At 68.8% G+C, this 24372-nt stretch carries 21 protein-coding genes and 1 pseudogene; 15 read left to right on the forward strand and 7 right to left on the reverse strand.

The annotated features are described in order from the left end of the window. Positions 1 to 503: 503 nt before the first annotated feature. Together E3O67_RS09735 and E3O67_RS09740 are read right to left on the reverse strand one after the other, a co-directional pair. Complete coding sequence (locus E3O67_RS09735) at positions 504 to 920, reverse strand: hypothetical protein (protein WP_135102590.1); 417 nt, start codon at positions 918 to 920, stop codon at positions 504 to 506. Between the two features lie 92 nt (positions 921 to 1012). After that, positions 1013 to 1201 (reverse strand): hypothetical protein, encoded by a 189-nt coding sequence (locus tag E3O67_RS09740; RefSeq protein WP_134428724.1) that lies wholly within the window; start codon positions 1199 to 1201, stop codon positions 1013 to 1015. A 106-nt stretch (positions 1202 to 1307) separates the two neighbouring features. On the opposite strand from E3O67_RS09740, the gene E3O67_RS09745 reads away from it, so the two are divergent. The 3 genes from E3O67_RS09745 to E3O67_RS09755 are packed head-to-tail and all read left to right on the forward strand — an operon-like array spanning position 1308 to position 6744. Continuing rightward, entirely contained in the window at positions 1308 to 1925 is a 618-nt protein-coding gene (locus tag E3O67_RS09745; protein ID WP_241979181.1) for a TetR/AcrR family transcriptional regulator, read from the forward strand. A 5-nt stretch (positions 1926 to 1930) separates the two neighbouring features. Next, positions 1931 to 4831 carry an MMPL family transporter gene (locus E3O67_RS09750; RefSeq protein WP_135102591.1) on the forward strand — a complete coding sequence of 967 codons (2901 nt, stop codon included), beginning with the start codon at positions 1931 to 1933 and terminating at the stop codon, positions 4829 to 4831. After that, complete coding sequence (locus E3O67_RS09755) at positions 4828 to 6744, forward strand: YhgE/Pip family protein (protein WP_134428726.1); 1917 nt, start codon at positions 4828 to 4830, stop codon at positions 6742 to 6744. The genes E3O67_RS09750 and E3O67_RS09755 overlap by 4 nt, the downstream gene beginning before the upstream one ends. 334 nt (positions 6745 to 7078) lie before the next feature. Here the strand turns inward: E3O67_RS09755 and E3O67_RS09760 are convergent, their stop codons facing one another. Further along, on the reverse strand, positions 7079 to 7855 hold the full coding sequence (locus E3O67_RS09760) for a PspA/IM30 family protein (protein WP_134428727.1): 777 nt from the start codon (positions 7853 to 7855) through the stop codon (positions 7079 to 7081). Continuing rightward, positions 7852 to 8514, reverse strand: coding sequence for a hypothetical protein (locus tag E3O67_RS09765; RefSeq protein WP_134428728.1), 663 nt, complete (start codon positions 8512 to 8514; stop codon positions 7852 to 7854). The genes E3O67_RS09760 and E3O67_RS09765 overlap by 4 nt, the downstream gene beginning before the upstream one ends. 209 nt (positions 8515 to 8723) lie before the next feature. On the opposite strand from E3O67_RS09765, the gene E3O67_RS09770 reads away from it, so the two are divergent. The 8 genes from E3O67_RS09770 to E3O67_RS17455 all read left to right on the forward strand — a co-directional run bounded on the left by E3O67_RS09770 (position 8724) and on the right by E3O67_RS17455 (position 18913). After that, on the forward strand, positions 8724 to 10976 hold the full coding sequence (locus E3O67_RS09770) for a bifunctional alpha,alpha-trehalose-phosphate synthase (UDP-forming)/trehalose-phosphatase (protein WP_135102592.1): 2253 nt from the start codon (positions 8724 to 8726) through the stop codon (positions 10974 to 10976). Between the two features lie 46 nt (positions 10977 to 11022). Further along, a complete protein-coding gene (gene ilvD / locus E3O67_RS09775) occupies positions 11023 to 12717 on the forward strand; it encodes a dihydroxy-acid dehydratase (protein ID WP_134428730.1) in 1695 nt (564 codons plus the stop codon). 37 nt (positions 12718 to 12754) lie between these two features. After that, the gene (locus E3O67_RS09780) at positions 12755 to 14575 is read left to right on the forward strand and encodes an acetolactate synthase large subunit (protein ID WP_134428731.1); all 1821 of its coding nucleotides are present in this window, start codon (positions 12755 to 12757) and stop codon (positions 14573 to 14575) included. A gap of 3 nt (positions 14576 to 14578) precedes the next feature. After that, positions 14579 to 15088: an acetolactate synthase small subunit gene (ilvN, locus tag E3O67_RS09785; RefSeq protein WP_134428732.1), complete on the forward strand. Its 510-nt coding sequence runs from the start codon at positions 14579 to 14581 to the stop codon at positions 15086 to 15088. A gap of 43 nt (positions 15089 to 15131) precedes the next feature. Then, a complete protein-coding gene (ilvC, locus tag E3O67_RS09790; protein WP_134428733.1) occupies positions 15132 to 16208 on the forward strand; it encodes a ketol-acid reductoisomerase in 1077 nt (358 codons plus the stop codon). A 208-nt stretch (positions 16209 to 16416) separates the two neighbouring features. After that, positions 16417 to 17856: an FAD-binding oxidoreductase gene (locus E3O67_RS09795; protein ID WP_135102593.1), complete on the forward strand. Its 1440-nt coding sequence runs from the start codon at positions 16417 to 16419 to the stop codon at positions 17854 to 17856. 190 nt (positions 17857 to 18046) lie between these two features. Then, positions 18047 to 18397 (forward strand): PhoD-like phosphatase N-terminal domain-containing protein, encoded by a 351-nt coding sequence (locus E3O67_RS09800; RefSeq protein ID WP_198418970.1) that lies wholly within the window; start codon positions 18047 to 18049, stop codon positions 18395 to 18397. A 225-nt stretch (positions 18398 to 18622) separates the two neighbouring features. Next, a complete protein-coding gene (locus E3O67_RS17455; protein WP_241982101.1) occupies positions 18623 to 18913 on the forward strand; it encodes a hypothetical protein in 291 nt (96 codons plus the stop codon). 201 nt (positions 18914 to 19114) lie between these two features. Here E3O67_RS17455 and E3O67_RS17825 read toward each other — a convergent pair. Further along, positions 19115 to 19471 (reverse strand): annotated as a pseudogene (locus tag E3O67_RS17825) (alpha/beta fold hydrolase); the annotation flags it as partial. 72 nt (positions 19472 to 19543) lie between these two features. On the opposite strand from E3O67_RS17825, the gene E3O67_RS09810 reads away from it, so the two are divergent. From E3O67_RS09810 to E3O67_RS09820, 3 genes are all read left to right on the forward strand, one after another. Beyond that, entirely contained in the window at positions 19544 to 20599 is a 1056-nt protein-coding gene (locus E3O67_RS09810) for a zinc-dependent alcohol dehydrogenase family protein (RefSeq protein ID WP_134428737.1), read from the forward strand. Positions 20600 to 20731: 132 nt separating this feature from the next. Further along, positions 20732 to 21268 carry a DNA polymerase III subunit gamma/tau gene (locus tag E3O67_RS09815; RefSeq protein ID WP_135102594.1) on the forward strand — a complete coding sequence of 179 codons (537 nt, stop codon included), beginning with the start codon at positions 20732 to 20734 and terminating at the stop codon, positions 21266 to 21268. Then, a complete protein-coding gene (locus E3O67_RS09820; protein WP_135102595.1) occupies positions 21265 to 21633 on the forward strand; it encodes a hypothetical protein in 369 nt (122 codons plus the stop codon). The genes E3O67_RS09815 and E3O67_RS09820 overlap by 4 nt, the downstream gene beginning before the upstream one ends. A 3-nt stretch (positions 21634 to 21636) precedes the next feature. On the opposite strand, the gene E3O67_RS09825 is transcribed toward E3O67_RS09820, so the two are convergent. Continuing rightward, positions 21637 to 22032 carry a DoxX family membrane protein gene (locus E3O67_RS09825; RefSeq protein ID WP_134428740.1) on the reverse strand — a complete coding sequence of 132 codons (396 nt, stop codon included), beginning with the start codon at positions 22030 to 22032 and terminating at the stop codon, positions 21637 to 21639. 97 nt (positions 22033 to 22129) lie between these two features. Here E3O67_RS09825 and serA point away from each other — a divergent pair, with 97 nt between their 5' ends. Then, positions 22130 to 23722 (forward strand): phosphoglycerate dehydrogenase, encoded by a 1593-nt coding sequence (serA, locus tag E3O67_RS09830; protein WP_134428741.1) that lies wholly within the window; start codon positions 22130 to 22132, stop codon positions 23720 to 23722. On the opposite strand, the gene E3O67_RS09835 is transcribed toward serA, so the two are convergent. Continuing rightward, positions 23712 to 24305, reverse strand: coding sequence for a TetR/AcrR family transcriptional regulator (locus tag E3O67_RS09835; RefSeq protein ID WP_134428742.1), 594 nt, complete (start codon positions 24303 to 24305; stop codon positions 23712 to 23714). The genes serA and E3O67_RS09835 overlap by 11 nt on opposite strands. Positions 24306 to 24372: the final 67 nt, after the last annotated feature.

Below are 24372 nucleotides of genomic sequence, written 5' to 3' on the forward strand. Positions count from 1 at the left end.
TCCAGGCCTCTGGTCCCTGGTTTCGACAGGCTCAACCACCGGGGTGGGAACCTTCGGAGGCGGTGCACCGGGTCTCGACAGGCTCAACCACCGGGACGGGAACCTTCGGGTGGCGGTGCACCGGGTCTCGGCGGGCTCGACCACCGGGACGGGAGCCTTCGGGTGGCGGTGCATCGGGTCTCGGCAGGATCGAGCACCGGGGTGGGCGGCTTCGGGTGGGTGCATCGGGTCTCGACGGGCTCGACCACCGGGGTGGGCGGCTTCGGGTGGCGGTGCACCGGGTCTCGGCGGGCTCGACCACCGGGACGGGCGGCTTCGGGTGGCGGTGCACCGGGTCTCGGCAGGCTCGACCACCGGGGTGGGTCGCCGGGATTCGGCAGGCTCAACCTTCGGGGCATGGGAGCCGTGACAGATCGGGTCGCCGGGTTTCGGCGGGCTCAACCACCGAGGGTCAGGTTGGCGGGCTCAACCGTCGACGGACGCTCGGAAGGCGAGGGCGTGGATCAGGCCACGAGGCGGGCGTGGTCCGTCGAAGGCCCGGCGGTGAAGCGTGGCAGAGTGACCGCCTCGGTGGGTGAAGGCGCCTTCACGGCAGTGCGCTCCGGGGCCGCCCAGACGGTGATCGGGGCGGGAGTGAAGGGGAGTGCGGTGGGCTCGGCGACGACCTCGCCGCGCAGTGCGGCGGTCTCGGTGCGGAGCACAGTGGCCAGGGACGAGGCGATCTGATTCGCCTTCAGGCCGTGGAAGATTACGTCGGTGTCGTCGCTGCTGCGCGGAACCAGCGTCCACTGACCCTGGGCACCCACGAGGCGGGCGATCTGGGTGTGCAGAAGCTCGAAAACCTGCGCGTCACTGAGCTCGGGAACGTGCGGGGGAATGACCGGTGCGACCGGTTCGACGCGACGTCGTCGACCAAACATCGGGAGCCCCTTTCGGCTAACGTTCCCATGATCTTCTCAGTCTGCCGTCCGGTGCGGCACCGCCTCTGCTGACACGCCGACGGATCGGGGAGTCAGCCCTCGATCCGGCGTTCGTCGGCGTCCTGGATGACGGTTCCGATGGCGACGGCTGCGCTGAGCAGCCAGCCGATCCACATCAGCGCCAGTCGCCAGTCTCGCGGACCGGTGCGCGTGGCGCTCAGAATGTTCCAACCGCCGGCGAGCACGCCGATGATTGCACTGCTGAAAATGAACTTTCGCATGAAGACCTCCGCGCCTAACGCTACCGGGAAGTTGCCCGGCTGCGCGTTACCCGACAATCTGACCGATCGGACAGACTCTGACCGATCGGTCAGCTAGCGTTATCGGGTGACTCCCGAGCCCGTACTGCCCCAGCCCCCGCACAACCGCCAAAGCGCCAGTGTGGAACTGCGGGCGACAGCGTTGGAACAGTTCGCCTCGGTCGGTTTCGCCGGCACCTCGCTGCAGCAGATCGCCGACGCCGCCGGCTACTCCAAGTCGAGCGTGCTCTACCACTTCGCTTCCAAGGAAGCGCTCCTCGACGAGGTGCTCACTCCCGCGGTCGACCGGCTGGAGGCCATACTCGAACGGTTCCTCGCCACCGAGGAGAGTGCCCTCTCCCGGAGCCGGTTCGTGAACGACTTCATCGACTTCATCCTCGAATTCCGCCTTGAGCTGCACACCTTCATCAACCAGTCCCAGTCGCTGCGCGGCATCCCGGTGATCGACCGGGCCGGTGTTCTGATCGTGCGCCTGTCCGACACGCTCTGCCACGGCGATGCCAGCACGGAAGACCGCATCCGTTTCGGCATCGCCCTTGGCGGCGCCGCCTACACCCTGGTGGCCGGCATGACCTTCCTCGGCGAGGAGATCGCCCCGGAGGAGGAGATCCGCCCTGCGCTCCTGTCCGTCATCACCGAGTTGCTCGCCCCCGTCACCGTTCGCACCACCCCGTCCCGGAAGTAGCACCCATGGCAACCCTCCTCTATCGAATCGGCCACTTCGCCTACCGGCGCGCGGGGCTGGTGCTTGGCATCTGGGCCATCTTGCTGGTCGGGATCCTCGGCGTCGGGGTTGCCCTCGGCGGCCAGACCCAGGAGTCCTACGCGATTCCCGGCACGGAATCACAGGACACCATCGACAAGCTCGGCGCGGTGTTCCCCCAGGCGGCCGGCGCCGCGGTGCAGGTGGTCTACTCGACCCCGGACGGAGCATCCGTCACTGACGAGCCCTATCGCACGGCCATCGTCGACATGGCGGCCGAGCTCGCGGACGTCGCCGGCGTCGACTCGGTGCTCACGCCCTATGACGAATTTGCATCGGGCGCGATCTCGGAGGACTCGGAGAGCGCGTTCAGCCAGGTGCAGCTGTCCGGCCTGTCGACCGACGTCACCGAGGAAACCCTCGCCGCGGTGACCGGTACGCGGGACATCGCCGAGGCGGCCGGCCTCGAGGTCGCGTTCGGCGGCCAGGTCTTCGCGGACAACACCTTCGGCATCACCGTCTCCGAAGTGCTGGGCCTGATCTTCGCCGGCGTGGTGCTGGTGATCACCTTCGGATCGCTCGTGTCCGCCGGGATGCCGCTGTTGATGGCCCTGATCGGCGTTGGAGTCGCCATTGGCGGCATCACCGTGATCTCCGCGTTCGTGCCGGTCTCGAGCACGGCCCCCATGCTCGCCCTGATGCTCGGGCTCGCCGTCGGCATCGACTACGCGCTCTTCATCCTGTCGCGGCACCGAACACAGCTCGCCAACGGCGCCGAACCGCACGACTCGGCGGCCACGGCCGTGGCCACCGCCGGCAGTGCCGTCGTCTTCGCCGGGATCACAGTGATCATCGCCCTGCTCGGGCTGCTCGTGGTGGGAATCCCGTTCCTCAGCGTGATGGGGCTGGGCGCGGCCTTCGCCGTGCTGATCTCGATCTTCGTGGCGGTCACGCTCCTCCCCGCCGTACTCGGCCTCGCCAAGGGACGTCTCACCCCGAAGACCGGAAGCCGCGCGCACCGCCGGGCCACCCGGCCCGACACCGGCCGGCCCACCCTGGGCCACCGCTGGGTGAACCTCGTGCTCAAGGCGCCCGTCGTGGCCGTGCTCCTCGTCGTCGGCGTGCTCGGCACGCTGGCGGTCCCGGCGCTCAGCCTCGACCTCAACCTGCCCGACGGGGCGTCCGAACCGGAAGGTTCGACGCAGCGCGAGGCGTTCACCATGCTCGAGGAGGGTTTCGGGCCCGGCTACAACGGACCACTGATCGTCGTCGTCGACATTACCCAGACGACGGACATCTTCGGTGACCTGGATACCATCGGCGCGGCCCTCCGCACCCTGCCCGACGTCGCCTTCGTCGGCAAGGGGACCCCGAACCCGACCGTCGACACCGCCATCATCCAGGTCATGCCCGACAGCGCACCGAACGCGCCTGAGACCAAGGCGCTCGTGCAGGCCATCCGTGATCTCGCCCCCTCGATCGACAACGACCTGGGCACGCCCATCGCCGTGACCGGCGCGACCGCCGTGGGGATCGACATCTCCAACCGCCTCAGCAACGCGCTCGTGCCGTTCGCCCTGATCGTGGTGGGGCTCTCGATCATCCTGCTGACCATGGTGTTCCGCTCGATCTTCGTGCCGATCAAGGCGGCACTCGGATTCCTCCTGTCGGTGGCCGCGTCGATCGGCGCGACCGTGGCGATCTTCCAGTGGGGCTGGTTCTCCGAGTTGCTCGGGGTGGAGACCCCCGGGCCGATCCTGAGCTTCCTGCCCATCCTGCTGATGGCCGTGCTCTTCGGCTTGGCCATGGACTACGAGGTGTTCCTCGTCTCCGGCATGCGGGAGGAGTTCGTGAAAACCGGCCTGGCCCGTGAATCCATCGTGCACGGGTTCTCCCACGCCGCCCGGGTGGTCACGGCCGCCGCCCTGATCATGTTCTTCGTCTTCTTCGCGTTTGTGCCCGAGGGCACAGGGGCGATCAAGGGCATCGCCTTCGCACTGGCCGTCGGAGTCTTCCTCGACGCGTTCCTGGTGCGGATGACGCTGGTCCCGGCCGCGATGGCCCTCGCCGGCGACGCCGCCTGGTGGCTGCCGCGCTGGCTCTCCCGCATCCTTCCCAACGTCGACATCGAGGGTGAGGGTCTGCGTCAGCACCTGGCCGACAAAGAGTGGGCCACCAGCCAAACGCACGCCATCACCGCCGAGGGGGCCGTCTTCGGACTGCCGGAGAGCCCCTTCGGGCCGCTGAACCTCGCCATCGACGCCGGCACGGTGGTGGTACTGACCGGTTCCGCCACACATCGCCGCGTCGTCGCCGCAACGCTCGCCGGCCGGCTCGACCCGGTGTTCGGCCGCATCCAGGTCACGGGTTCCCCGTTGCCGTCCGAGCGCAGCCGCGCCCTCCGCGCGGTGGCACTCGCCGACGTGGGCGACAGCCGCGATAACGGGCTCACCGTGGGGGAGTTGCTGGCCGAACGGCTGGACCTGGCGCATCCGTGGTACCGCGCCGCGTCGCGACGCTCCCAGCTCGCCGACTGGCTCACACGACTCAACGGCGCACTCGGCACCACGTCGAGCGGTCGTGCCTCCGGCCCGATCGTCGCCGGCACGACCGTGTCGTCACTCTCGGCCCTGGGCCGCGCCACGGTGCTCGTGGCGGCGGCGCTCACCGAGACTCCGGGAGTCGTCATCGTGGACCTGGGCGAGGGGCTGCCGGTCGACCCGGCGGGACGCGATCTCGTGCAGGTGCTGGCGACCCTCGCTCCGGCGTCGACCACCCTGATCCTCGGTGCCGCCTCCTTCTCCGAGGCCACCCCGGTCTACCGTGGCGCCCGCCCGCTGCAGACTCTCGACCTTGATTCCCTTGACCGAAAGGCACTGAAGCGATGAGCACCAGGCTTGAGAAACTGTTCAGCCGCACGCCCGGGCAACGCCGAGGGGCTTTCGGGGCCCTGCTGGCGGGCCTGATCGTGGTGCCGCTCGCCGTGGCCGGCCTCTTCGCCGCGGCCCTTGCCACCGCCGACCAGCGCGTGGACACGCTGCCGGCGATCGTCGTCAACAACGACGAGATTGTCACCTCCACCCTGCCCGACGGCACTGAGCAGCCGGTGCTCGCCGGCCGCATGCTGGTGACCGAACTCACCAAGCCGTCCGGCGACGGGTCCAACGCCACCGGATTCGCCTGGACCATCTCCAACTCCACGGATGCCGCGGCCGCCCTGGCTTCCGGTGACGCCTACGCGGTGCTCACGATCCCGGAGGACTTCTCGGCGTCGGTGACCTCGCTGGGCGGGGCGACTCCCACTCAGGCCGACCTCGGCATCCGTACCGATGACGCGCACTCGTTCCTGGCCGGATCGGTGGCCCAATCGGTGGGCACCGCCATGTCGGGCGTCTTCGGTCGCGAGATCACCTCGCAGTACCTGAACGGGCTCTACACGAACCTGGCGGTGCTGGGCGAGTCCCTGACCCAGGCGGCGGATGGCGCCGCGCAGGTTTCGACCGGGGTCACCGGGGTGGCCACCGGCCTCGAGTCGCTGGCCGGCGGAACGGCCGCCGCGGCATCCGGCGCCTCGTCGGCCGCGACCGGCGCCGCATCCTTCTCCTCCGGCGTGACCGAGTACACCCAGGGCGTCACCGGACTGAGCGACGGCCTGACCCGGCTTCAAGCGGGCGCGGCCGGACTGGCCCCGCTTGCGACCGGCCTGCCGGCCTACGCGGCCGGGGTGCAGGACAGCGCCGACGGATTTCGGCAGCTGAACGCCCTCATGCAGAGCGACTCGCGGGTCGCCGACTACGCGCCGGCCCTGCAGCAGCTCCAGGGTGGACTCGACGCCCTTGCAGCGCAGAGCCCCGGCATCGGCCAGGCTGGGCCCGGCATCGAGGGTGTGCTCGGTGGTCTCTCCCAAAGCGCCGACGGTGCGAGCCAACTCGCCGCCGGGGGCGGCGACCTGCGCGGCGGCGCCAGTGACCTCGCCGCCGGGGTCGCCGGCGTCTCCACCGGCCTCTCGCAGCTGGCCACCGGCACAACGGATGCCGCCGCGGGCGCGCGCCTGCTCGAATCGGGAGCGGCCGAACTCGCCGGGGGACTGCAGGAAGGCGCGGACAGTGCGGCCCCGCTCACCGATACCGACCCGGAGGCGACCGCCGCGGTCGTTTCCGAACCGGTCGGCATCACCGTGGAGCGTGACAACGCCTTCGCGTCGATCGGCCCGGTCATCGGCATGGTCTTCGTGCCGATCGGCCTGTGGATCGGCGCCCTGGCCATCTTCCTGGTGATGAAGCCGCTATCCGCGATCGCGCTGGCGTCGACCGCGTCGACCGGCGGCCTCGTGGTCCGCAGCCTCGGCCGCGCGTTCGGCATCGCCGCGGCGCAGGCCGTGGTCGTAGTGCTGCTGCTGCACAGCACGCTCGGCGTCTCGTGGTCGATTCTGCCGTCGACCCTGGCCTTCGCGGTGTTCCTCGCGTTTGTGTTCGCGGCCCTGCACCACTTCCTCACGGCGGCCTTCGGCCGGGTCGGGATCGTGGTCTCCCTGGTGCTGCTCGCGTTGCAGCTCACCGCGGTGGGCGGGCTCTACCCCATCGAGCTGGTGTCCGCACCGTTCCAGATGATCAGCCCGTTCCTGCCGCTGACCTGGGCGGTGCAGGGGATGCAGGCCATCGTCTCCGGGGGAGGCACCAGCGCCGGCGGGCCGGCGGCCATCCTGGTGATCTTCGCCGTGGTGAGCGTTCTGGCCTCATATGGGACCGTCGCCAGCCGGCGCGGCGCCCGGTCGTTCGGGCTGGCGCAGGCTCGCAGCTGACGCGGACGCGACCGGAACGAACCCGCCCCGACCGCATTCGACGGGGATCGTGTCTCTCCTGAAATAACCGTGGGTGAGGCGCGGCCGGGCTCGCTTCTGGGGCCAACTCAGGACATCCGCCGCCCGGGTCGCCCGGCTGCCGCGGAGCAGTGCGGAACCAGTGCGGATTCCCGGCGCGGCCCGGCTGGATCTCCTGAGTTAGCCACGACACCCGCTGGACTCGCGGCAGCGATTCCGCGGATCGGGCATCCACCACGCCCTCCGCTCGGCCCCGCGACGAACCGGGTCAGTGGCGAACCGGGTCAGGGGCGAACCGGGTCAGGGGCGCACCGGGTCAGGGGGTGGTCGGGGCCTGGCCGATGCTCAGCCAGGCGTCGGTTCCGCCGCGAGCGCGAGCGCCGTGGCCCTGGTCGGCGGCGCGGGCGCTCTTCATCGCCTGAAGCTGGCGGTCGACATCCGCTCTGGTCGCACCATCCGACAGCTGCCGCTCGAGGTCCGCGTCGGGCGCGGCCGTGACGTCGCTCAGGGCGCCGCTGGACAGCAGCTCGTCGGTGGCGGCGGCCCGTGCCTGCATCTGGGCGACCCGGTCCTTCGCCCGGTCGAGGTCGGTGCCGACCGTGCCCATCTGCGAGCCGATACCCGCTGCGGCTTCGTTCGCCTTGACCCGAGCCTCGGAGGCGGCGTAGGTGGCCTTGATCGTCTCCTTCTCGGTGCGGAAGGCCGCGATCCGCTCGGCGAGGCGCCGCTCGTTGTCCTGCAGCTGCGCCTGCTGTTGCGCCAACGCGAGGTACTGGTTGCGGATCGCGGCGACCTGACCCTCCAGGAGTGAGCGGCGTTCCAAGGCCGTGCGGGCCAGGTCCTCCCTGCCCTGGTTCAGAGCCTCCTGGGCCTGGTCGGCGAGGCGCTGGTAACGACCGCCCATTTCCTGGCCCTGCAGCTCGATCCGCTTCTTTGCCGTCGCGACCTCGGCCAGCCCCAGCCGAACCTGCTGGAGCATCTTCACCTGCTGCTCATAGCTGTCGTCGAGGGCCTCGCGGGGGTCCTCCAGCTGAGTCAGCGCGCGGTTGGACTTGCTGCGAAGGATGACGCGCAGGCGCGAACTGAAACTCATGATTCATTCTTTCTGCCGAGACGATCCATGGACATCGGTCGACGCGGAATGGTCAACCCGTCGGGCCGGTTGCGGTCGCCGTTGCGGTCGCCGCTGAGGGGGTCGCCGTTGAGACCGCGCAACTCATCGACGCCGGCTCTGAGTGCGGCCACCTCCTGGTCGACGTCTGTGTGCAGCGTGGTGAGGGAATCATCGGTGAGGTCCCCGAGACCGGTGGCGACGGTGGAACGTAGTCGGCGCACCAGACCGGCCACCTGGTCGACGCGGCGGCGGGCCACCGACAGCTCCTCGGCGAGCACGGCGCGATCGGTTTCGCTGGTCAGCAGCCGCAACTGGGATTGCAGCGTCACGCCTTCACCGGCAATGCGCCGGAAGAGTCGCGGAAGTTCACCGAGCGGGCCCTGACTGCTCCGGGCCAGCCCGACGGCCGCCTGCCCGCTATCGAGGGATTCCTGCAGTCGCAACTGCAGCTTCAGAACCTCGTGTTGCGGGCCCCAGCTGAGGCGGGTGCGAGAACGCAGCACCGCTCCGGACAGCGCCCGGCTGCGGCGAATGCGCTTGTACAGCGTTCGCACCAGAACGAAGAATGAGACGAAGACAACGAGGCTGATGGTCGCGAAGACGATCAGCACCCAGCTCAACAGAAAACTCAGGTCCATGGGTCCGCCTTTGATCGAACAAGAATCGGGGAGTCGCGTCACAAGACGACACGATCCAACGGCCAAAATACGCTCGTTACCTTTGAGTTGTCACCATGCCGCGCCGGAGGTGACCGAAAGGCCCGCCCGGCAAGCCTTTCCGACCCGCTGGTAGCCTTGGGAGTCCAGCAAGGCGGGCGCGCTCTGCACCAGCCGGAACGGACGATACCATTACCTCTTCAGCTGACCCCCTGGCATCCGCCGCCCCGAACCCCACCTACTCGTTGGTCGTGGTCTCCAACCGTCTCCCGGTCGAGATTGAGGTCGACGACGACGGGACCGAGGGCTGGCGTACCTCGCCCGGCGGCCTGGTCACCGCCCTCGAGCCCATGATGCGCAGCTCCGACGGAGCCTGGGTCGGGTGGCCCGGCATCGCCGACCGCACGTTCGAGCCGTTCGAGAACGACGGCATCTCCATCGTCCCGGTGCGGCTCAGCGAATCGGAGCTGGAGGAGTACTACGAGGGCTTCTCCAACGACACCATCTGGCCGCTGTACCACGACGTGATCGCCCCGCCGCGCTACCACCGCAAATGGTGGGAGGCCTACGTGCGGGTGAACCGGCGCTTCGCCGAAGCCGCCGCAGCCGCCGCTGCCCCCGGGGCCACGGTGTGGGTGCACGACTACCAGTTGCAGCTGGTGCCACGGATGCTGCGCGACGCGCGCCCCGACCTCGTGATCGGCTTTTTCAACCACATTCCCTTCCCGCCGTACGGGATCTACGCCCAGTTGCCCTGGCGCAAGCAGATCCTCGACGGTCTGCTCGGCGCCGACCTGATCGGCTTCCAGCGCCTCGCGGACGCAGGCAACTTCTCCCGCGCCGTGCGCCGCCTCTACGGCTACCCGACCCGCGGCGTCGCCATCGACGTTCCTGCCCCCGAGGGCACGCACCGCCGGGTGATCGCCAAGCACTTCCCGATCTCCATCGACGCGGCCGCCTACGAGGAACTGGCGCGGCGCCCCGAGATCCAGGAACGCGCCCGCCAGATCCGGGAAGACCTCGGCAACCCCAAGACGATCATGCTGGGCGTGGACCGGCTCGACTACACCAAGGGCATCGCCCACCGCATCAAGGCATACGGCGAGTTGCTCGCCGACGGCAGGCTGAGCGTGGAAGACGTTACCCTGGTGCAGGTGGCCAGCCCCTCCCGGGAACGCGTCGGCCCCTACATCGCCCTGCGCGACGAGATCGAACTGGCCGTCGGCCGCCTCAACGGCGACTTCTCCACCATCAGCCACACAGCCATCAGCTACCACCACCACGGCTACCCGCGCGAGGAAATGGTGGCGCTCTACCTCGCCGCCGACGTGATGCTGGTCACCGCGCTACGCGACGGCATGAACCTCGTCGCCAAGGAATACGTGGCCGTGCGCTTCGACCGGGACGGCGTGTTGGTGCTGAGCGAGTTCGCCGGCGCCGCCGACGAGCTCAAACAGGCCGTGCTGATCAACCCGCACGACATCGACGGCGTGAAGGCCGCCATCCTCCGGGCCATCGCGATGCCGCGACAGGAACGGCTGCGACGGATGCGCGCGCTCCGCCGCAAGGTCTTCGACAACGATGTCGCCGCCTGGTCCTCCTCTTTCCTCCGCACCCTGACCGAAGGAGCCGCCGTGCGTCCCGGGATCCCCGACACCCTGACCGGCGCGCTGAAGGATCTCAGCCGGGCCGACAACATCCTGGTGGCCCTCGACTTCGACGGGACCCTCGCCCCTCACGTCGACAAGCCCGAAGACGCGCGCGCCGTGGCCGGCACCCGGGAGGCCGTGCAGCGACTGCTCGACCTGGACGGCGTGCGGGTCGCGTTCGTCTCCGGCCGGGCCCTGGTCAGCCTGCAGCATGTGTCGCAGCCGCAGACCGGCGTGCTCCTCACCGGCTCGCACGGGATCGAGGTGCAGCTGGACACTCCCGAGATCGAGCTCGACCTCGTCACCGCGGAACTCGAGCAGCTGGACGCCCTGGCCGAGGTGCTGGAGCGCATCTCCGGCAGCGTCGATGGAACCTGGATCGAACGCAAACCGGCCGGCCTCGCCCTGCACACCCGGCTGGCGACGCAACGGAACGCGGCGGCCGCGCAGAAGGCCGCGCGTGAGGAACTGGGCGAGCTGCTGCCCGGCCTGACCGTGCGGGACGGCAAGGATGTGATCGAGTTCGCGGTGCGCTCCAGCACCAAGGGCGACGCCCTCGAGCGGCTGCGCCGGCACACGGGCGCCGACCTGGTCTTCTACGCCGGTGACGACACCACCGACGAGGACGCCTTCGCCGTGCTGCGGCCCGGCGACGTCGGCCTCAAGATCGGGGCCGGCGACTCGCTCGCCGGCTACCGCGTGCGCGGCCCGGAAGACGTGCCGCTGGTGCTGGGCCTCATCGCCGACCAGCGTGCGGCCGTCGCGGCCGAGCGGGACGCCGCCGCCGGAGCGTGAGCCCCGGGCGACGGTCCGTGCTCAGCGGACGTTCTAGACTCAGTGCATGACTGAGATCGACATGAAGCCGCGCAGCCGCGACGTCACCGACGGAATCGAAGCCACCACCTCGCGTGGGATGCTCCGGGCCGTCGGTATGGGAGACGCCGACTGGGACAAACCCCAGATTGGCATCGCCAGTTCGTGGAACGAGATCACGCCCTGCAACCTCTCCCTGGACCGCCTCGCGCAGGCCGCCAAGGAAGGCGTGCACGGCGGCGGCGGCTACCCACTGCAGTTCGGCACCATCTCGGTCTCTGACGGCATCTCGATGGGCCACGAGGGCATGCACTTCTCCCTCGTCTCCCGTGAGGTCATCGCCGACTCGGTCGAGGTCGTCATGCAGGCCGAGCGCCTCGACGGCTCCGTGCTGCTGGCCGGCTGCGACAAGTCGCTCCCCGGCATGCTGATGGCCGCGGCCCGCCTCGACCTGGCCAGCGTCTTCCTCTACGCCGGGTCGATCGCCCCCGGCTGGGTCAAGCTCTCCGACGGCACCGAAAAAGACATCACCATCATCGACTCCTTCGAGGCGGTCGGCGCCGTCAAGGCCGGGCGGATGTCCGCGGCCGACGCCAAGCGCATCGAGTGCGCCTTCGCCCCCGGCGAGGGTGCCTGCGGCGGCATGTACACCGCCAACACCATGGCCAGTGTGGCTGAGGCCCTCGGCATGAGCCTGCCCGGCTCCGCGTCCCCGGCCTCAGCCGACCGCCGTCGGGACTACTACGCGCGCCGCTCCGGCGAGGCCGTCGTCAACCTGCTGCGCCTCGGGATCACGGCCCGGGACATCCTCACCCGCAAGGCCTTCGAGAACGCGATCGCGGTGGCGATGGCGTTCGGCGGCTCCACCAACGTGGTGCTGCACCTGCTCGCCATCGCGAACGAGGCCGAGGTCGAGCTCACCCTCGACGACTTCAACCGCATCGGCGACAAGGTGCCTCACATCGGTGACCTCAAGCCGTTCGGCAAGTACGTCATGAACGACGTCGACCGTCACGGCGGCGTGCCGGCCGTGATGCGAGCACTGCTCGAGGCCGGCCTCATCCACGGCGACGCACTCACCGTGACCGGCAAGACCGTCGCCGAGAACCTCGCCGAGATCGACCCGCCCGAGCTCGACGGCACGGTGCTGCGCACCCTCGACAACCCCATCCACGCCAGCGGCGGAATCACCATCCTCAAGGGCTCGATCGCCCCCGAGGGAGCCGTCGTCAAGACCGCCGGCTTCGACTCCGACATCTTCGAGGGACCCGCGCGCGTGTTCGAACGCGAGCGCGCCGCCATGGATGCGCTCACCGCGGGCGAGATCCGGAAGGGCGACGTCGTCGTCATCCGCTACGAGGGTCCGAAGGGCGGGCCCGGAATGCGGGAGATGCTCTCGATCACCGCCGCCATCAAGGGCGCCGGGCTCGGCGCCGATGTACTACTCTTAACGGACGGTCGATTCTCAGGCGGCACAACCGGACTGTGCATCGGCCATATAGCACCCGAAGCGGTGGACGCAGGTCCAATCGCCTTCGTGCGCGATGGTGATCTGATACGGGTCGATATCGCAGCTCGCACGCTCGACCTACTGGTCGACCCTGATGAGCTGGCCGCCCGGAGTGTTGGCTGGGCACCTCTGCCTCCGCGCTACACCCGGGGCGTTCTCGCAAAGTACTCGAAGCTCGTCCAGTCTGCGGCCGTCGGCGCCGTCACGGGCTAGCACTCACCATTCGTCATCGAACTAGGGAACTGATCACATGACCGCGGAAACTCCCGTGCCATCGCCATCACCCTCGCCTGCCGCATCCGCTGCGGCACCTGATTCAGGCACACCGGAAATCCTCACGGGTTCCGGCGCGATCATCCGCTCGCTGGAACTGTTGGGTGTCACCGACGTCTTCGGCCTGCCGGGCGGCGCCGTCATCCCGCTCTACGACGAGCTGATGAGCCAGACCGCCATCCGGCACATCCTGGTGCGGCACGAGCAGGGCGCCGGGCACGCCGCGGAGGGCTACGCCTCGGCGAGCAACCGCGTCGGGGTGGCCATCGCCACCTCCGGTCCCGGCGCCACCAACCTGGTCACGGCCATCGCCGACGCCTACATGGACTCGGTGCCGATCCTCTGCATCACCGGCCAGGTCTTCTCGACCCTGATGGGCACGGATGCCTTCCAGGAGGCCGACATCGTCGGCATCACCATGCCGATCACGAAGCACTCCTTCCTGGTCAAGCGCCCCGAGGACATCCCGGCGGCCATCGCCTCGGCGCACTTGATCGCCTCCACAGGTCGGCCCGGCCCGGTGCTGGTGGACATCACCAAGGACGCCCAGCAGAAGAGCGCACCGTTCATCTGGCCGCCCAAGCTCGACCTGCCCGGCTATCGACCGGTCACCAAACCCCACGGCAAGCAGGTGCAGGCCGCGGCCCAGCTGCTCGCCGAGGCCAAGAAGCCCGTCCTCTACGTGGGTGGCGGCGTCATCCGTGCCCGCGCGTCGGAAGAACTTCTCACCTTCGCCGAACTGAGCAAGACGCCCGTCGTCACCACGCTGATGGCGCGTGGCGCGTTCCCTGACTCGCACGACCAGCACCTGGGCATGCCCGGCATGCACGGAACCGTCTCCGCAGTGCTCGCATTGCAGGAGGCAGACCTCATCATCGCGCTCGGCTCCCGCTTCGACGATCGGGTCACCGGCAAGGTCTCCGAGTTCGCGCCGCACGCCACGATCGTGCACGTCGACATCGACCCCGCGGAGATCGGTAAGATCCGCGCCGCCGACGTGCCCATCGTCGGTGACGCGAAGGAGGTCATCGCCGACCTGACCGTCGCCTACGCGGCCGCGATCACCACGACGACGCCCGACGTCAGCGTCTGGTGGACCTACCTCAAGGGTCTGCGCGACGAGTTCCCGCTGGGCTACTCCGAGCCGACCGACGGCCTGATGAGCCCGCAGTTCGTGATCCAGCGCATCGGCGAGCTGACCGGGCCGGAAGCCGTCTACGCGGCCGGCGTCGGCCAGCACCAGATGTGGGCGGCCCAGTTCATCAAGTACGAGCGCCCCAACTCCTGGCTCAACTCCGGGGGAGCAGGCACGATGGGCTACTCCATCCCCGCCGCGATGGGTGCCAAGGTCGCCGAGCCCGACCGCGTGGTCTGGTCGATCGACGGCGACGGATGCTTCCAGATGACCAACCAGGAGCTGGCCACCTGCACCATCAACAACATCCCGATCAAGGTCGCCATCATCAACAACTCCTCGCTGGGTATGGTGCGCCAGTGGCAGACCCTGTTCTACGACGGACGGCACTCCTTCACCGATCTGCACACCGGGCACGGCTCCGCCATGGTGCCGGACTTCGTGAAGCTGTCCGAGGCCTACGGCGCCCTCGCCATCCGGGTCACCAGCCCCGACCAGGTCGACGACGCCATCAAGCTGGCGCTGGCCACCAACGACCGACCGGTGGTGATCGACTTCATCGTGAGCCGTGACGCCATGGTCTGGCCAATGGTCCCGCAGGGCGTCAGCAACAGCTATGTGCAGTACGCCAAGGATCACGCACCGACCTGGGAAGAGGAATAACCCGTGAGCACCCACGTTCTCAGCCTCCTCGTCGAGGACAAGCCGGGCCTGCTCACGCGGGTCGCCGGACTCTTCGCCCGGCGCGGCTTCAACATCGAGAGCCTCGCGGTCGGCCACACCGAGGTGCCGGGCCTCTCCCGCATCACGATCCTCGTCGACGTCGAAGACGCGCCGCTGGAACAGGTGACCAAGCAGCTGAACAAGCTGATCAACGTCATCAAGATCGTCGAACTCGACCCGGCCCAGTCGGTCCAGCGCGAACATCTGCTCGTCAAGGTGCGAGCCGACAACACGACCCGGTCAATGGTGCTCGAAGCCGTGACCCTGTTCCGCGCCCGCGTCGTCGACGTGTCCGTCGACGCCGTCGTCATCGAGGTCACCGGCGACTCCGGCAAGACACAGGCTCTGCTGCGCGTGCTCGAGCCCTACGGGATCAAGGAAATCGCCCAGTCCGGTCTGCTCGCCATCGGCCGCGGGTCGAAATCGATCAGCGAGCGCATCTTCAAGAACTAACCGGTCTCGACCAACTCGACCACCGGGATCCCGGTGGTCGAGCCTGTCGAGACACGACCACCGACGACAACAACAAGGAGAACATTTACTCGTGTCTGAGATTTACTACGACAAAGACGCCGACCTCTCGATCATCCAGGGCAAGAAGGTGGCCGTCATCGGCTACGGCTCGCAGGGCCACGCCCACGCACAGAACCTGCGCGACTCGGGTGTCGAGGTCGTCATCGGCCTCAAGGACGGTTCGAAGTCCAAGGCCAAGGCCGAAGAAGCCGGCTTCACCGTTCTCAGCACCGCCGAGGCATCCGCCTGGGCCGACGTCATCGTCATCCTGGCGCCCGACCAGGTGCAGCGTCACCTGTTCGCCGACGACGTGCTGCCGAACCTCGCCGCGGGCAAGGCCCTCGTCTTCGGACACGGCTTCAACATCCGTTTCGGCTACATCAAGGCCCCCGAGGGCATCGACGTCGTCATGGTCGCGCCCAAGGGACCGGGCCACACCGTGCGCCGCGAATACGAGGCCGGCCGCGGCGTTCCCGTGATCGTCGCCGTGGAGAAGGATGCGTCGGGCGCCGCCTGGCCGCTCACCCTCAGCTACGCCAAGGCGATCGGTGGCCTGCGCGCCGCCGGCATCAAGACCACGTTCACCGAAGAGACCGAAACGGACCTGTTCGGCGAGCAGGCCGTGCTCTGCGGCGGCGCGTCACAGCTGATCCAGTACGGCTTCGAGGTTCTCACCGAGGCCGGCTACCAGCCGCAGGTCGCCTACTTCGAGGTGCTGCACGAGCTCAAGCTCATCGTCGACCTGATGTGGGAGGGCGGCATCGCCAAGCAGCGTTGGAGCGTCTCCGACACCGCCGAGTACGGCGACTACGTCTCCGGCCCGCGCGTCATCGACGCCCACGTGAAGGAGAACATGAAGGCCGTTCTCGCCGACATCCAGAACGGCGCCTTCGCGGCCCGCTTCATCGCGGACCAGGACGCCGGAGCACCGGAGTTCCTCGCACTGCGCAAGAAGGGCGAAGAGCACCCGATCGAAGCCACCGGTCGCGAGCTGCGCAAGCTGTTCGCCTGGAACGCCTCCGCCGATGACGACTACACCGACGGTGAAGCCGCGCGCTAACACCCAAGCGCGCATCCACAGCGGGGCCAATCCACTCGATTGGCCCCGTTGTCGCGTTAAAAGGCTGCTTGAGCGGAGGATAAGTGCGGAGTGCTTGCCGCTGCAGGTGCCGCTGTCTAGCATTGTTCCCAGCGGATGAACCCGGCCGCATTCACGTCTTCCCGCGCGGCCAACAGACATCGACGATGACAATCGCAGGTGGTATTCCATGGGCAAGCAGGCTTCCAGGCAGCAGGGCAGGCATCCTCAGTCCGACAACGAGGTGCACGACCTGCAGAGGCATATTTCCGGTCGTGTGATCACCGTCGGCGATCCGGGTTACGACGAGGCCCGACGGGTCTGGAACGGCATGGTCGACCGGCGCCCGGTCGCGGTCGTGCGGGCTGCCGATGCGGGCGACATCGGCCCGGCGGTGCAGTTCGCGCGCACCCGCGGCCTCCCGCTTGCGGTGCGGGGCGGCGGCCACAACGTGGCCGGCAACGGCACGGTCGACGGCGGTCTCGTGCTCGACCTGGGCGGGCTGAGGGCGGTCGAGGTGAATCACCGCACCAATACCGTGCGCGCCCAGCCCGGTGCCACCCTCGCCGATCTCGACCGGGCCACCGAGCCCTACGGTCTGGCGGTACCGGTCGGAGTCGTCTCCGGAACCGGGGTGGCCGGATTGACCCTGGGCGGCGGGGTCGGCTGGCTGACCCGCGCCCACGGTCTCACCGTCGACAACCTGGTCGGGGCCGAGCTCGTAACCGCGACGGGAGAACTGGTGGTGGCGAGCGACGGCGAGAATGCCGAGCTGCTCTGGGGGCTGCGTGGAGGCGGCGGCAACTTCGGGGTGGTGTCCACGTTCACCTTCCGGGCGCATCCGCTGCCCGCGAGGGTGCTCTCCGGCAACCTCGTCTACGGTCGGGCCCGCTGGCCGGAGGCTCTGCGCGCCTTCGACGCCTGGACGCGCGACCTGCCGGACGAACTGACCTCGATCATCAGCTTCATGGTGCCGTCGCCCGACTGGGAACTGGGGGACGACCCGCTGATGCTGTTCGGTTTCGCCTGGGCGTCACTGGACCAGGCGGCGGGCGAGGAGGTCGTGGACCGACTGCGCCGGGCGGTGCCGCCCGACGTCGAGGACGTCGAGCGGGCCCGCTGGACCGACTGGCAGTCGGCCGTCGACGACCTCTTCCCGAAGGGCGTGCGCGGGTACTGGAAGAACACGTCCTTCGACCGGCTCGATGACGACGTGATCGAGGTCATCACACGCCGGGCGGCCGAACAGACCTGGCGGGGGACGGGATTCGACATCCACCACATGGGCGGAGCGGTCGCTCGGGTCGACGAGAACACCACCCCGTTCCCAAACCGGGCGGCGCGGTTTTGGCTGAACATCTACGGCTTCTGGCCCGATGCCGCCGACGACGAGGCCCGGATCGCGTTCGTGCGCGGATTCGCCGCGGAGATGGAGCCGTTCGCCTCGGGTGGCCAGTACCTGAACTTCCTTGGGGCGGAACCGGACCTGGACCCGGCTGCCGCCGCCCTAGCCGTCTTCGGACCCGCGAAACTCCAGCGCCTCAGCGCCCTCAAACGAGCCTGGGACCCGGACAACTTCTTCCGACTGAACCACAACATCCCGCCGACCCTGCCGCAGGCCTTCGGGTGAGCCTTCGGCCGGAAACCGTGCATTGGTGGCGCGCACCCGGAAAGGCGGGCAGGGGTGACGGCCGCGCAGGCTATTCGACCCACGCTGACGCGGTGCAGGCAATGGACCTCCGAAGAACCCTCCCGGAACACGAGGTGAACAGGCAACAGAAGCGCACAGCGCCGCGAATCTGCACCCCCAGACTGGGGGCATGAGTCCTTTCAATAGACGAGATCTGCTGCGATCCGCCGGCGTCATAGCCTTTGCCGGTGCTGCTGCAAGCGCTGGTCAGGCCAGGCCCGCCCAAGCCGCTGATTCCGCGGTGGTCCCTGACTTCCGGCACGGGGTCGCTTCCGGAGACCCTCTGCCGGACAGCGTGCTGATCTGGACCCGGGTCACCCCGATGCCCGATGCGCTGCCCGGCTCGGGGCTCGGCCCTGCTGTCACGGTGGACTGGGAAGTGTCCGAGGGCTCCGGATTCCTGCGAGCCGGTGCACACGATCGATGTGGCACCCACAGTCGGCGCGCTATTCGGGCTGGCCGCGCCGACGGGCGGCTATGACGGTACCCGGAGGGCCGGGGCGTTTCGGTTCTGACGGTTGACACCGGCATCGGGGGGGGGGGGGGGGGGGGGGGGGGGGGGGGGGGGGGGGGGGGGGGGGGGGGGGGGGGGGGGGGGGGGGGGGGGGGGGGGGGGGGGGGGGGGGGGGGGGGGGGGGGGGGGGGGGGGGGGGGGGGGGGGGGGGGGGGGGGGGGGGGGGGGGGGGGNCGGTGTGAAATAGGCGAGATGGCCGGCGCCCGGAACACTGTCTGCCTGCCGGGGATCGTCGGTGCCCGGCCGCCGGCGCAGGCAGGTCAGCTCCGCCACGATCTCCCGGAAGACCGGCGGCGACTCGGTGCCGGCGCAGAACCGGATGTCGGCCTCGGAGGCGGCCAATTCCTCGGGCCGTACGGTCTCGTTCGTGCGCTGCAGGTCGTCCCGGATCAGGTTCTCGGCCAGGGCGGCGCCGCGCTCGGCATACCAGTCGAGCCCTGCCGGGGCATCGAGCAGGTCCGAGGTTCGGTCGCCGGGTGCTGAATTCCGTTCGGTTGACTGCGCGGCAACGTGCGACAGGAGCGTCATGGCGCCGGCCCAGTCACCTGGGTGGGCTACCAGGTGCATCCGCACGGCGTTGTTGACTTGGGCCAGCAGGGTGGCCCCCGTCGCGGTGCGCCGAAAATACCCTGGTTCGTAGGCGAGCACCTGGCGCACGAGCGACGGATGCCGCAGCGCAAGCTGCAGCGCCACGATCCCGCCGGCGCTCGCGCCGAAGACCGCGGAAGGCGCGAGACCCAGCTGCTGGAGCAACACCGCAGCGTCGTCGGCGTGCCGAGCCGAATCACACGGCCAGCCCTCGCGGCTGCTGCGCCCGGTGCCGCGGGGATCCCACGTCACCACGGTGAACTCGGTCAGGCGCTCGGCGATCGGCCGGAACATCTCGGCGTCGTCGCTGGCGGCGCCGATGATGAGCAGCGACGGACCGGCGCCGCGCAGCTCGGCGTACAGCCGGCATCCGTTCACGTCGTACCAGCCGACGCGCGGTTTCTTCGCGCCGGGAAGGGCGAAGGGATTGCCGAGGGACTCCGCATCCGTCATCAAAAAAGTCTACGGGAGTACCGTTGGCCGTGCCGGGCGAATGCCCGGTTCATCTCGACGAAGGAGTCAGCGATGAAGGCACTGGTGTTTCACGGTCCCGGCAAGAAAGCGTGGGAAGACGTGCCTGACCCGAAGATCGTCAGGTCGGCCGATGCGATCGTGCGCGTGGACACGACCACCATCTGCGGCACGGACCTGCACATCCTCAAGGGCGACGTGCCGGCCGTGCAGGCGGGCCGCATCCTCGGTCACGAGGCCGTGGGCACGATCGTGGAGGTCGGCACGGCCGTGCAGACCCTCGCGGTGGGCGACCGGGTCATCGTCTCCTGCATCAAGAGCTGCGGGCACTGCGCGAATTGCCGGACCGGGCTGTACTCGCACTGCCTGGGCGACGAGGGGGCGTCCGGAACCGGCTGGATCTTCGGCCACCTCATCGACGGCACCCAGGCCGAGTACGTGCGGGTTCCCTACGCGGAGAACTCACTGCACCTGCTGCCCGCCGGGATCACCGACGAGGAGGCCGTCATGCTCTCCGACATCCTGCCGACCGGGTTCGAAATGGGCGTGCAGTACGGCCGGGTCAAACCGGGCGATGTGGTGGCCGTGATCGGCGCCGGGCCGGTCGGCCTCGCCGCCATTGCCACGGCCGGGCTGTGCGGCGCCGGCACGGTCATCGCCATCGACACCGACGTGAACCGGTTGGAGCAGGCCCGCCTGTTCGGGGCGACGGATGCCGTCGTCTCCGGCAGCCCCGACTGGAAGCAGCAGGTGCTGGCGTTGACCGACGGAGCGGGCGTCGACGTCGCCATCGAGGCGGTCGGCATCCCGGCGACCTTCGACATGGCGATCGAGGTGGTGCGCCCCGGCGGCAACGTGGCCAACGTCGGCGTGCACGGGAAACCGGTCGAACTGCACCTGGAGCACCTGTGGATCCAGAACATCAACATCAGCATGGGGCTGGTCAACACCAACACCACACCCATGCTGCTGAAGCTCGTGGCGCAGAAGAAGATCCCCGCCGACAGGCTGGCCACGCACCGGTTCCGGCTCGATCAGATCCTGGAGGCGTACGACACCTTCTCCCGGGCCGCGGAAACGAAGGCGCTGAAGGTCGTGATGAACCGGTGACGATCCGGATGGCGTAACTGTTGCTCGGTCGGACATCTGTGGCCGGTACGCCGGCAACATTCGTCCGATTTGGCAACAGTCACGCTGCCCGGCGCGGCCACCCTTTCCGCGGCGGATCGGTACGCTGAGCAGATGACTTCTGGATATTCCGACGGTGACGACCGGGACGACGCCCTGGGCTGGGCCGGCGACGACGATCCGACGCTCGTCTCCGGCGACGCGACGGCCGCGGCTGCTCGGCCGGTCGAGCCCGCTTCCGGGGCGCTCGTTCCGACCGCCGACGGTCCCGGCGAACCGCCGGAGGGATGGACCGTGACCGGCCCGGCATCCGCCGTCGAGGCCCAGGCCGCTGCCGACGCCGCCGCCGCCCGGACGGCCACGAGTTCGCTGGCACTCGTCTCCCTGGGCATCTTCGGCGGAATCTACCTGCTCTACACGATCGGCTGGTTCATCGGCGCGGGCCGCATCCAGACCCCGCCCAGCGATGTGTTGACCGAGTTCATGTTCTCCCTCGGACTCTGGCTGGCCGTGGCCGCGCCCGCGCTCTGGTTCGCGGTGACGTTCTGGCTGACCAAGACGCATCCCCGAGCCCGGATCGGCTGGTTGCTCCTCGGCGCCGTGCTGCTCGCCCCGCTCTCCTTCATCTCCGGACCGGGGGTCATCGCATGACCGATTCACCTGTGACCACGCCCCCGGCTGCTCCCTCACGGCGGCGGCGCACCCCGCGTTGGCTGTCGACGGGCATCGCGATCCTGTTCGGCCTCTTGTACGCCTATGACATCTGGGAGGGCATCGGCAACCTCGTCGGTCTGAACGGCCAGGCCCAGCTTCTCGACACCCAACTGAGCGGATTCGGCATCTTCGTTCTCCTCGTCGGCGTGCTCGGCCCGCTCCTCGTGTTCGTACTCGCCGCGTGGATCGGGCGCTCCCGTGGACCTGCCGCCCTGGCGGCCCTGTTCCTGGCCGGCCTCGGCCTGAATGCCGTGATCGCCGCCAACATCTTCACCCTCGGCGCGGGCAGTCTGCTCGTCTAGCGGTTAGAGGATCGCCACGACGATCAGCCCCATCAGCACCACTTGCCCGGCCAGCCGCGGCACGAGGGGGATCGCGGCCACGCCGAAACGGTCCGGGTAGTGGGCGGCGAAGGCGTTGGCGGGGAAGACGGCCGCCAGGAACACGATCAGGCAGACGCCGGCCGTCACAATCGTGGGTGGGTAGAGCAACCCGAGCCCGCCTGCGATCTCGCAGACCCCGGTGAGGATGACCAGGTTGGCGGGGCGCAAGATCCCGGTCGTGCGCAGGCGCGGCGGGATCATCGCACTCATCGTGCGTGCTACCACCGGCACGAAATGCGTGATGCCGGCACCGATGAAGATCACCGCCAGCACGAGGCGCAAGGCGAACTGGAGGTCGGGGTACGTCACGCTGCTCATGGCTCTATTCTCCAGCCGATAGAGTGTTTTCATATCTGGCGCCCCACGGTCGCGGCGCAAGCCATGTTTTTCTGCTGCTATCGGAGGATCCGTTTTCGTGTCAAAACCTGTTGTCCTTATCGCCGAAGAATTATCGCCTGCCACCGTCGACGCCCTCGGGCCCGACTTCGAGGTTCGCTCCGTAGACGGCACCGACCGGGTCGCTCTGCTTCTTGAGCTGGCCACGGCGCACGCCGTGCTGGTGCGCTCCGCCACCAAGGTGGATGCCGAGGCCATCGCCGCAGCACCGCTGCTCAAGGTCATCGCGCGCGCGGGAGTCGGCCTCGACAACGTCGACATCAAGGCGGCCACGGCCGCGGGCGTCATGGTCGTCAATGCCCCGACCTCCAACATCATCTCCGCAGCAGAACTGACCGTCGGGCACATCATCAGCCTGGCCCGTCACATCCCGGCCGCCCACGGCGCCCTGGCTCAGGGGCAGTGGAAACGCTCCAAGTACACCGGCGTCGAGCTCTACGAAAAGACCATCGGCATCATCGGCCTCGGGCGCATCGGCGCGCTGATAGCGGCACGGATGCAGGCCTTCGGCACGAATATCATCGCGTACGACCCCTACATCACCTCCGCCCGCGCCCAGCAGCTCGGCGTGGTGCCGGTCAGCCTCGACGAGCTCCTCGCGCAGTCCGACTTCATCACGATCCACATGCCCAAGACACCCGAGACGAACGGCATGATCGGCGCCGAGCAGTTCAAGCTGATGAAGCCCACCGCGTTCGTCGTGAACGTGGCCCGCGGCGGCCTCATCAACGAGGACGACCTCTACGACGCCCTCACCGCCGGCACGATCGCCGGCGCCGGCCTCGACGTGTTCGTCAGCGAGCCGCCGACCGGGTCGAAGCTGCTCGGGCTCGACAACATCATCACCACGCCCCACCTCGGCGCGTCCACGGACGAGGCCCAGGAAAAGGCCGGCGTCTCGGTCGCCAAGTCGGTGCGCCTCGCCCTGTCCGGGGAACTCGTGCCCGACGCGGTCAACGTCGCCGGCGGCGTTATCGACCCGTACGTGCGCCCCGGAATCCCGCTGGTGGAAAAGCTCGGCCAGGTCTTCTCCGGTCTCGGCGCCCACAGCCCGTTGACCAGCGTTGACGTGGAGGTTCGCGGCGAGCTCGCCGAGTACGACGTGAGCGTGCTCCGGCTCGCAGCGCTCAAGGGCATCTTCACCAATGTCGTCAGCGAGACCGTGTCCTACGTCAACGCGCCGCTGCTCGCCGAGCAGCGCGGCGTCGCCGTGCGCATGATCACCGACAAGGAGTCACCGGAGTACCGCAACGTCATCACGCTGCGCGGCGCCCTGGCCGACGGCTCGCAGGTCTCGGTGTCCGGCACCCTGACCGGCACCAAGCAGATTGAGAAGATCGTCGAGATCAACGGCTACGACGTCGAGGTTCCGTTCGACGGCCACCTGATCGTGATGCTCTACACGGACCGTCCGGGAATCGTGGCCGTCTACGGCCGCGAGTTCGGCGACGCCCAGATCAACATCGCCGGCATGCAGATCGCCCGGCACGAGGCCGGCGGCAAGGCTCTCAGCGTGCTGACGGTCGACTCGCCCGTTCCGGCGAGCCTGTTGACCAAGGTGCGCGATGCGATCTCGGCCGAGGCCATGATCGAAATCTCCATCACGGAATAGCGGTCCCCTCGGTCATTCGACCGATCACCGCGAGCAACCGGTCCAGCCTCGTCGTCGAGGTGTCGTCGACGGCAGGCTGACCGGGGCTCGCGAGGGTGGATTCGTAGTACAGTCCGTCACTGACGAGCATGATCACCTCGGCCACGTCCGGGTCTCCCACCGCCTCCTCGATGACGCTCAGCCACTGGCGCCGAGTTGAGGCCAGGGCCGCATTAGCCTGTGGATGTGCCCCCTGCGCCAGTCTGACGGCCGCACCGATCGCCTGGTCGAGCACCGTTCCCTCGCTCATCGAGGTGCGGATCAGGTAGTCGACCGCTCCGGCCGGGGCGGCTCGAATCTGCTCGACATCGTCTGCGACGAGCCTGTCGAGCCGGGCCAGGAGGCCCTCGACAAGCGCGTCCTTCGACCCGAAGTGGTAGAGCAGGCCGCCCTTGGACAGTCCGGCCGCCGCCGCTACCGCCTCGAGGGTGGTCGCCCGCTCACCCTGGTCGATCAGGAGGTGCGCGAAGGCATCCAGGAGGCGATCACGCGTGGGGGAGAGGCGTGGCACATGCCCGGCCAGGGTCGCGGTTTCAGAACTCATGATGCTACTATACCGTCTAGACGGTTTACTATACCGGCTGGACGGTACAGCATCCGTCCCTGAAGCC

This window comes from Cryobacterium sp. TMT3-29-2 (genome assembly GCF_004564305.1).
Taxonomy (GTDB): domain Bacteria; phylum Actinomycetota; class Actinomycetes; order Actinomycetales; family Microbacteriaceae; genus Cryobacterium; species Cryobacterium sinapicolor.

Coding starts and splice junctions, on each gene's coding strand:
- E3O67_RS09735 (WP_135102590.1), bottom strand. CDS start 920: ATGTTTGGTCGACGACGTCGCGTCGAACCGGTCGCACCGGTCATTCCC.
- E3O67_RS09740 (WP_134428724.1), bottom strand. CDS start 1,201: ATGCGAAAGTTCATTTTCAGCAGTGCAATCATCGGCGTGCTCGCCGGC.
- E3O67_RS09750 (WP_135102591.1), top strand. CDS start 1,931: ATGGCAACCCTCCTCTATCGAATCGGCCACTTCGCCTACCGGCGCGCG.
- E3O67_RS09755 (WP_134428726.1), top strand. CDS start 4,828: ATGAGCACCAGGCTTGAGAAACTGTTCAGCCGCACGCCCGGGCAACGC.
- E3O67_RS09760 (WP_134428727.1), bottom strand. CDS start 7,855: ATGAGTTTCAGTTCGCGCCTGCGCGTCATCCTTCGCAGCAAGTCCAAC.
- E3O67_RS09765 (WP_134428728.1), bottom strand. CDS start 8,514: ATGGACCTGAGTTTTCTGTTGAGCTGGGTGCTGATCGTCTTCGCGACC.
- ilvD (WP_134428730.1), top strand. CDS start 11,023: ATGACTGAGATCGACATGAAGCCGCGCAGCCGCGACGTCACCGACGGA.
- E3O67_RS09780 (WP_134428731.1), top strand. CDS start 12,755: ATGACCGCGGAAACTCCCGTGCCATCGCCATCACCCTCGCCTGCCGCA.
- E3O67_RS09795 (WP_135102593.1), top strand. CDS start 16,417: ATGGGCAAGCAGGCTTCCAGGCAGCAGGGCAGGCATCCTCAGTCCGAC.
- E3O67_RS09800 (WP_198418970.1), top strand. CDS start 18,047: ATGAGTCCTTTCAATAGACGAGATCTGCTGCGATCCGCCGGCGTCATA.
- E3O67_RS17455 (WP_241982101.1), top strand. CDS start 18,623: ATGGCCGGCGCCCGGAACACTGTCTGCCTGCCGGGGATCGTCGGTGCC.
- E3O67_RS09810 (WP_134428737.1), top strand. CDS start 19,544: ATGAAGGCACTGGTGTTTCACGGTCCCGGCAAGAAAGCGTGGGAAGAC.
- E3O67_RS09815 (WP_135102594.1), top strand. CDS start 20,732: ATGACTTCTGGATATTCCGACGGTGACGACCGGGACGACGCCCTGGGC.
- E3O67_RS09820 (WP_135102595.1), top strand. CDS start 21,265: ATGACCGATTCACCTGTGACCACGCCCCCGGCTGCTCCCTCACGGCGG.
- E3O67_RS09825 (WP_134428740.1), bottom strand. CDS start 22,032: ATGAGCAGCGTGACGTACCCCGACCTCCAGTTCGCCTTGCGCCTCGTG.
- E3O67_RS09835 (WP_134428742.1), bottom strand. CDS start 24,305: ATGAGTTCTGAAACCGCGACCCTGGCCGGGCATGTGCCACGCCTCTCC.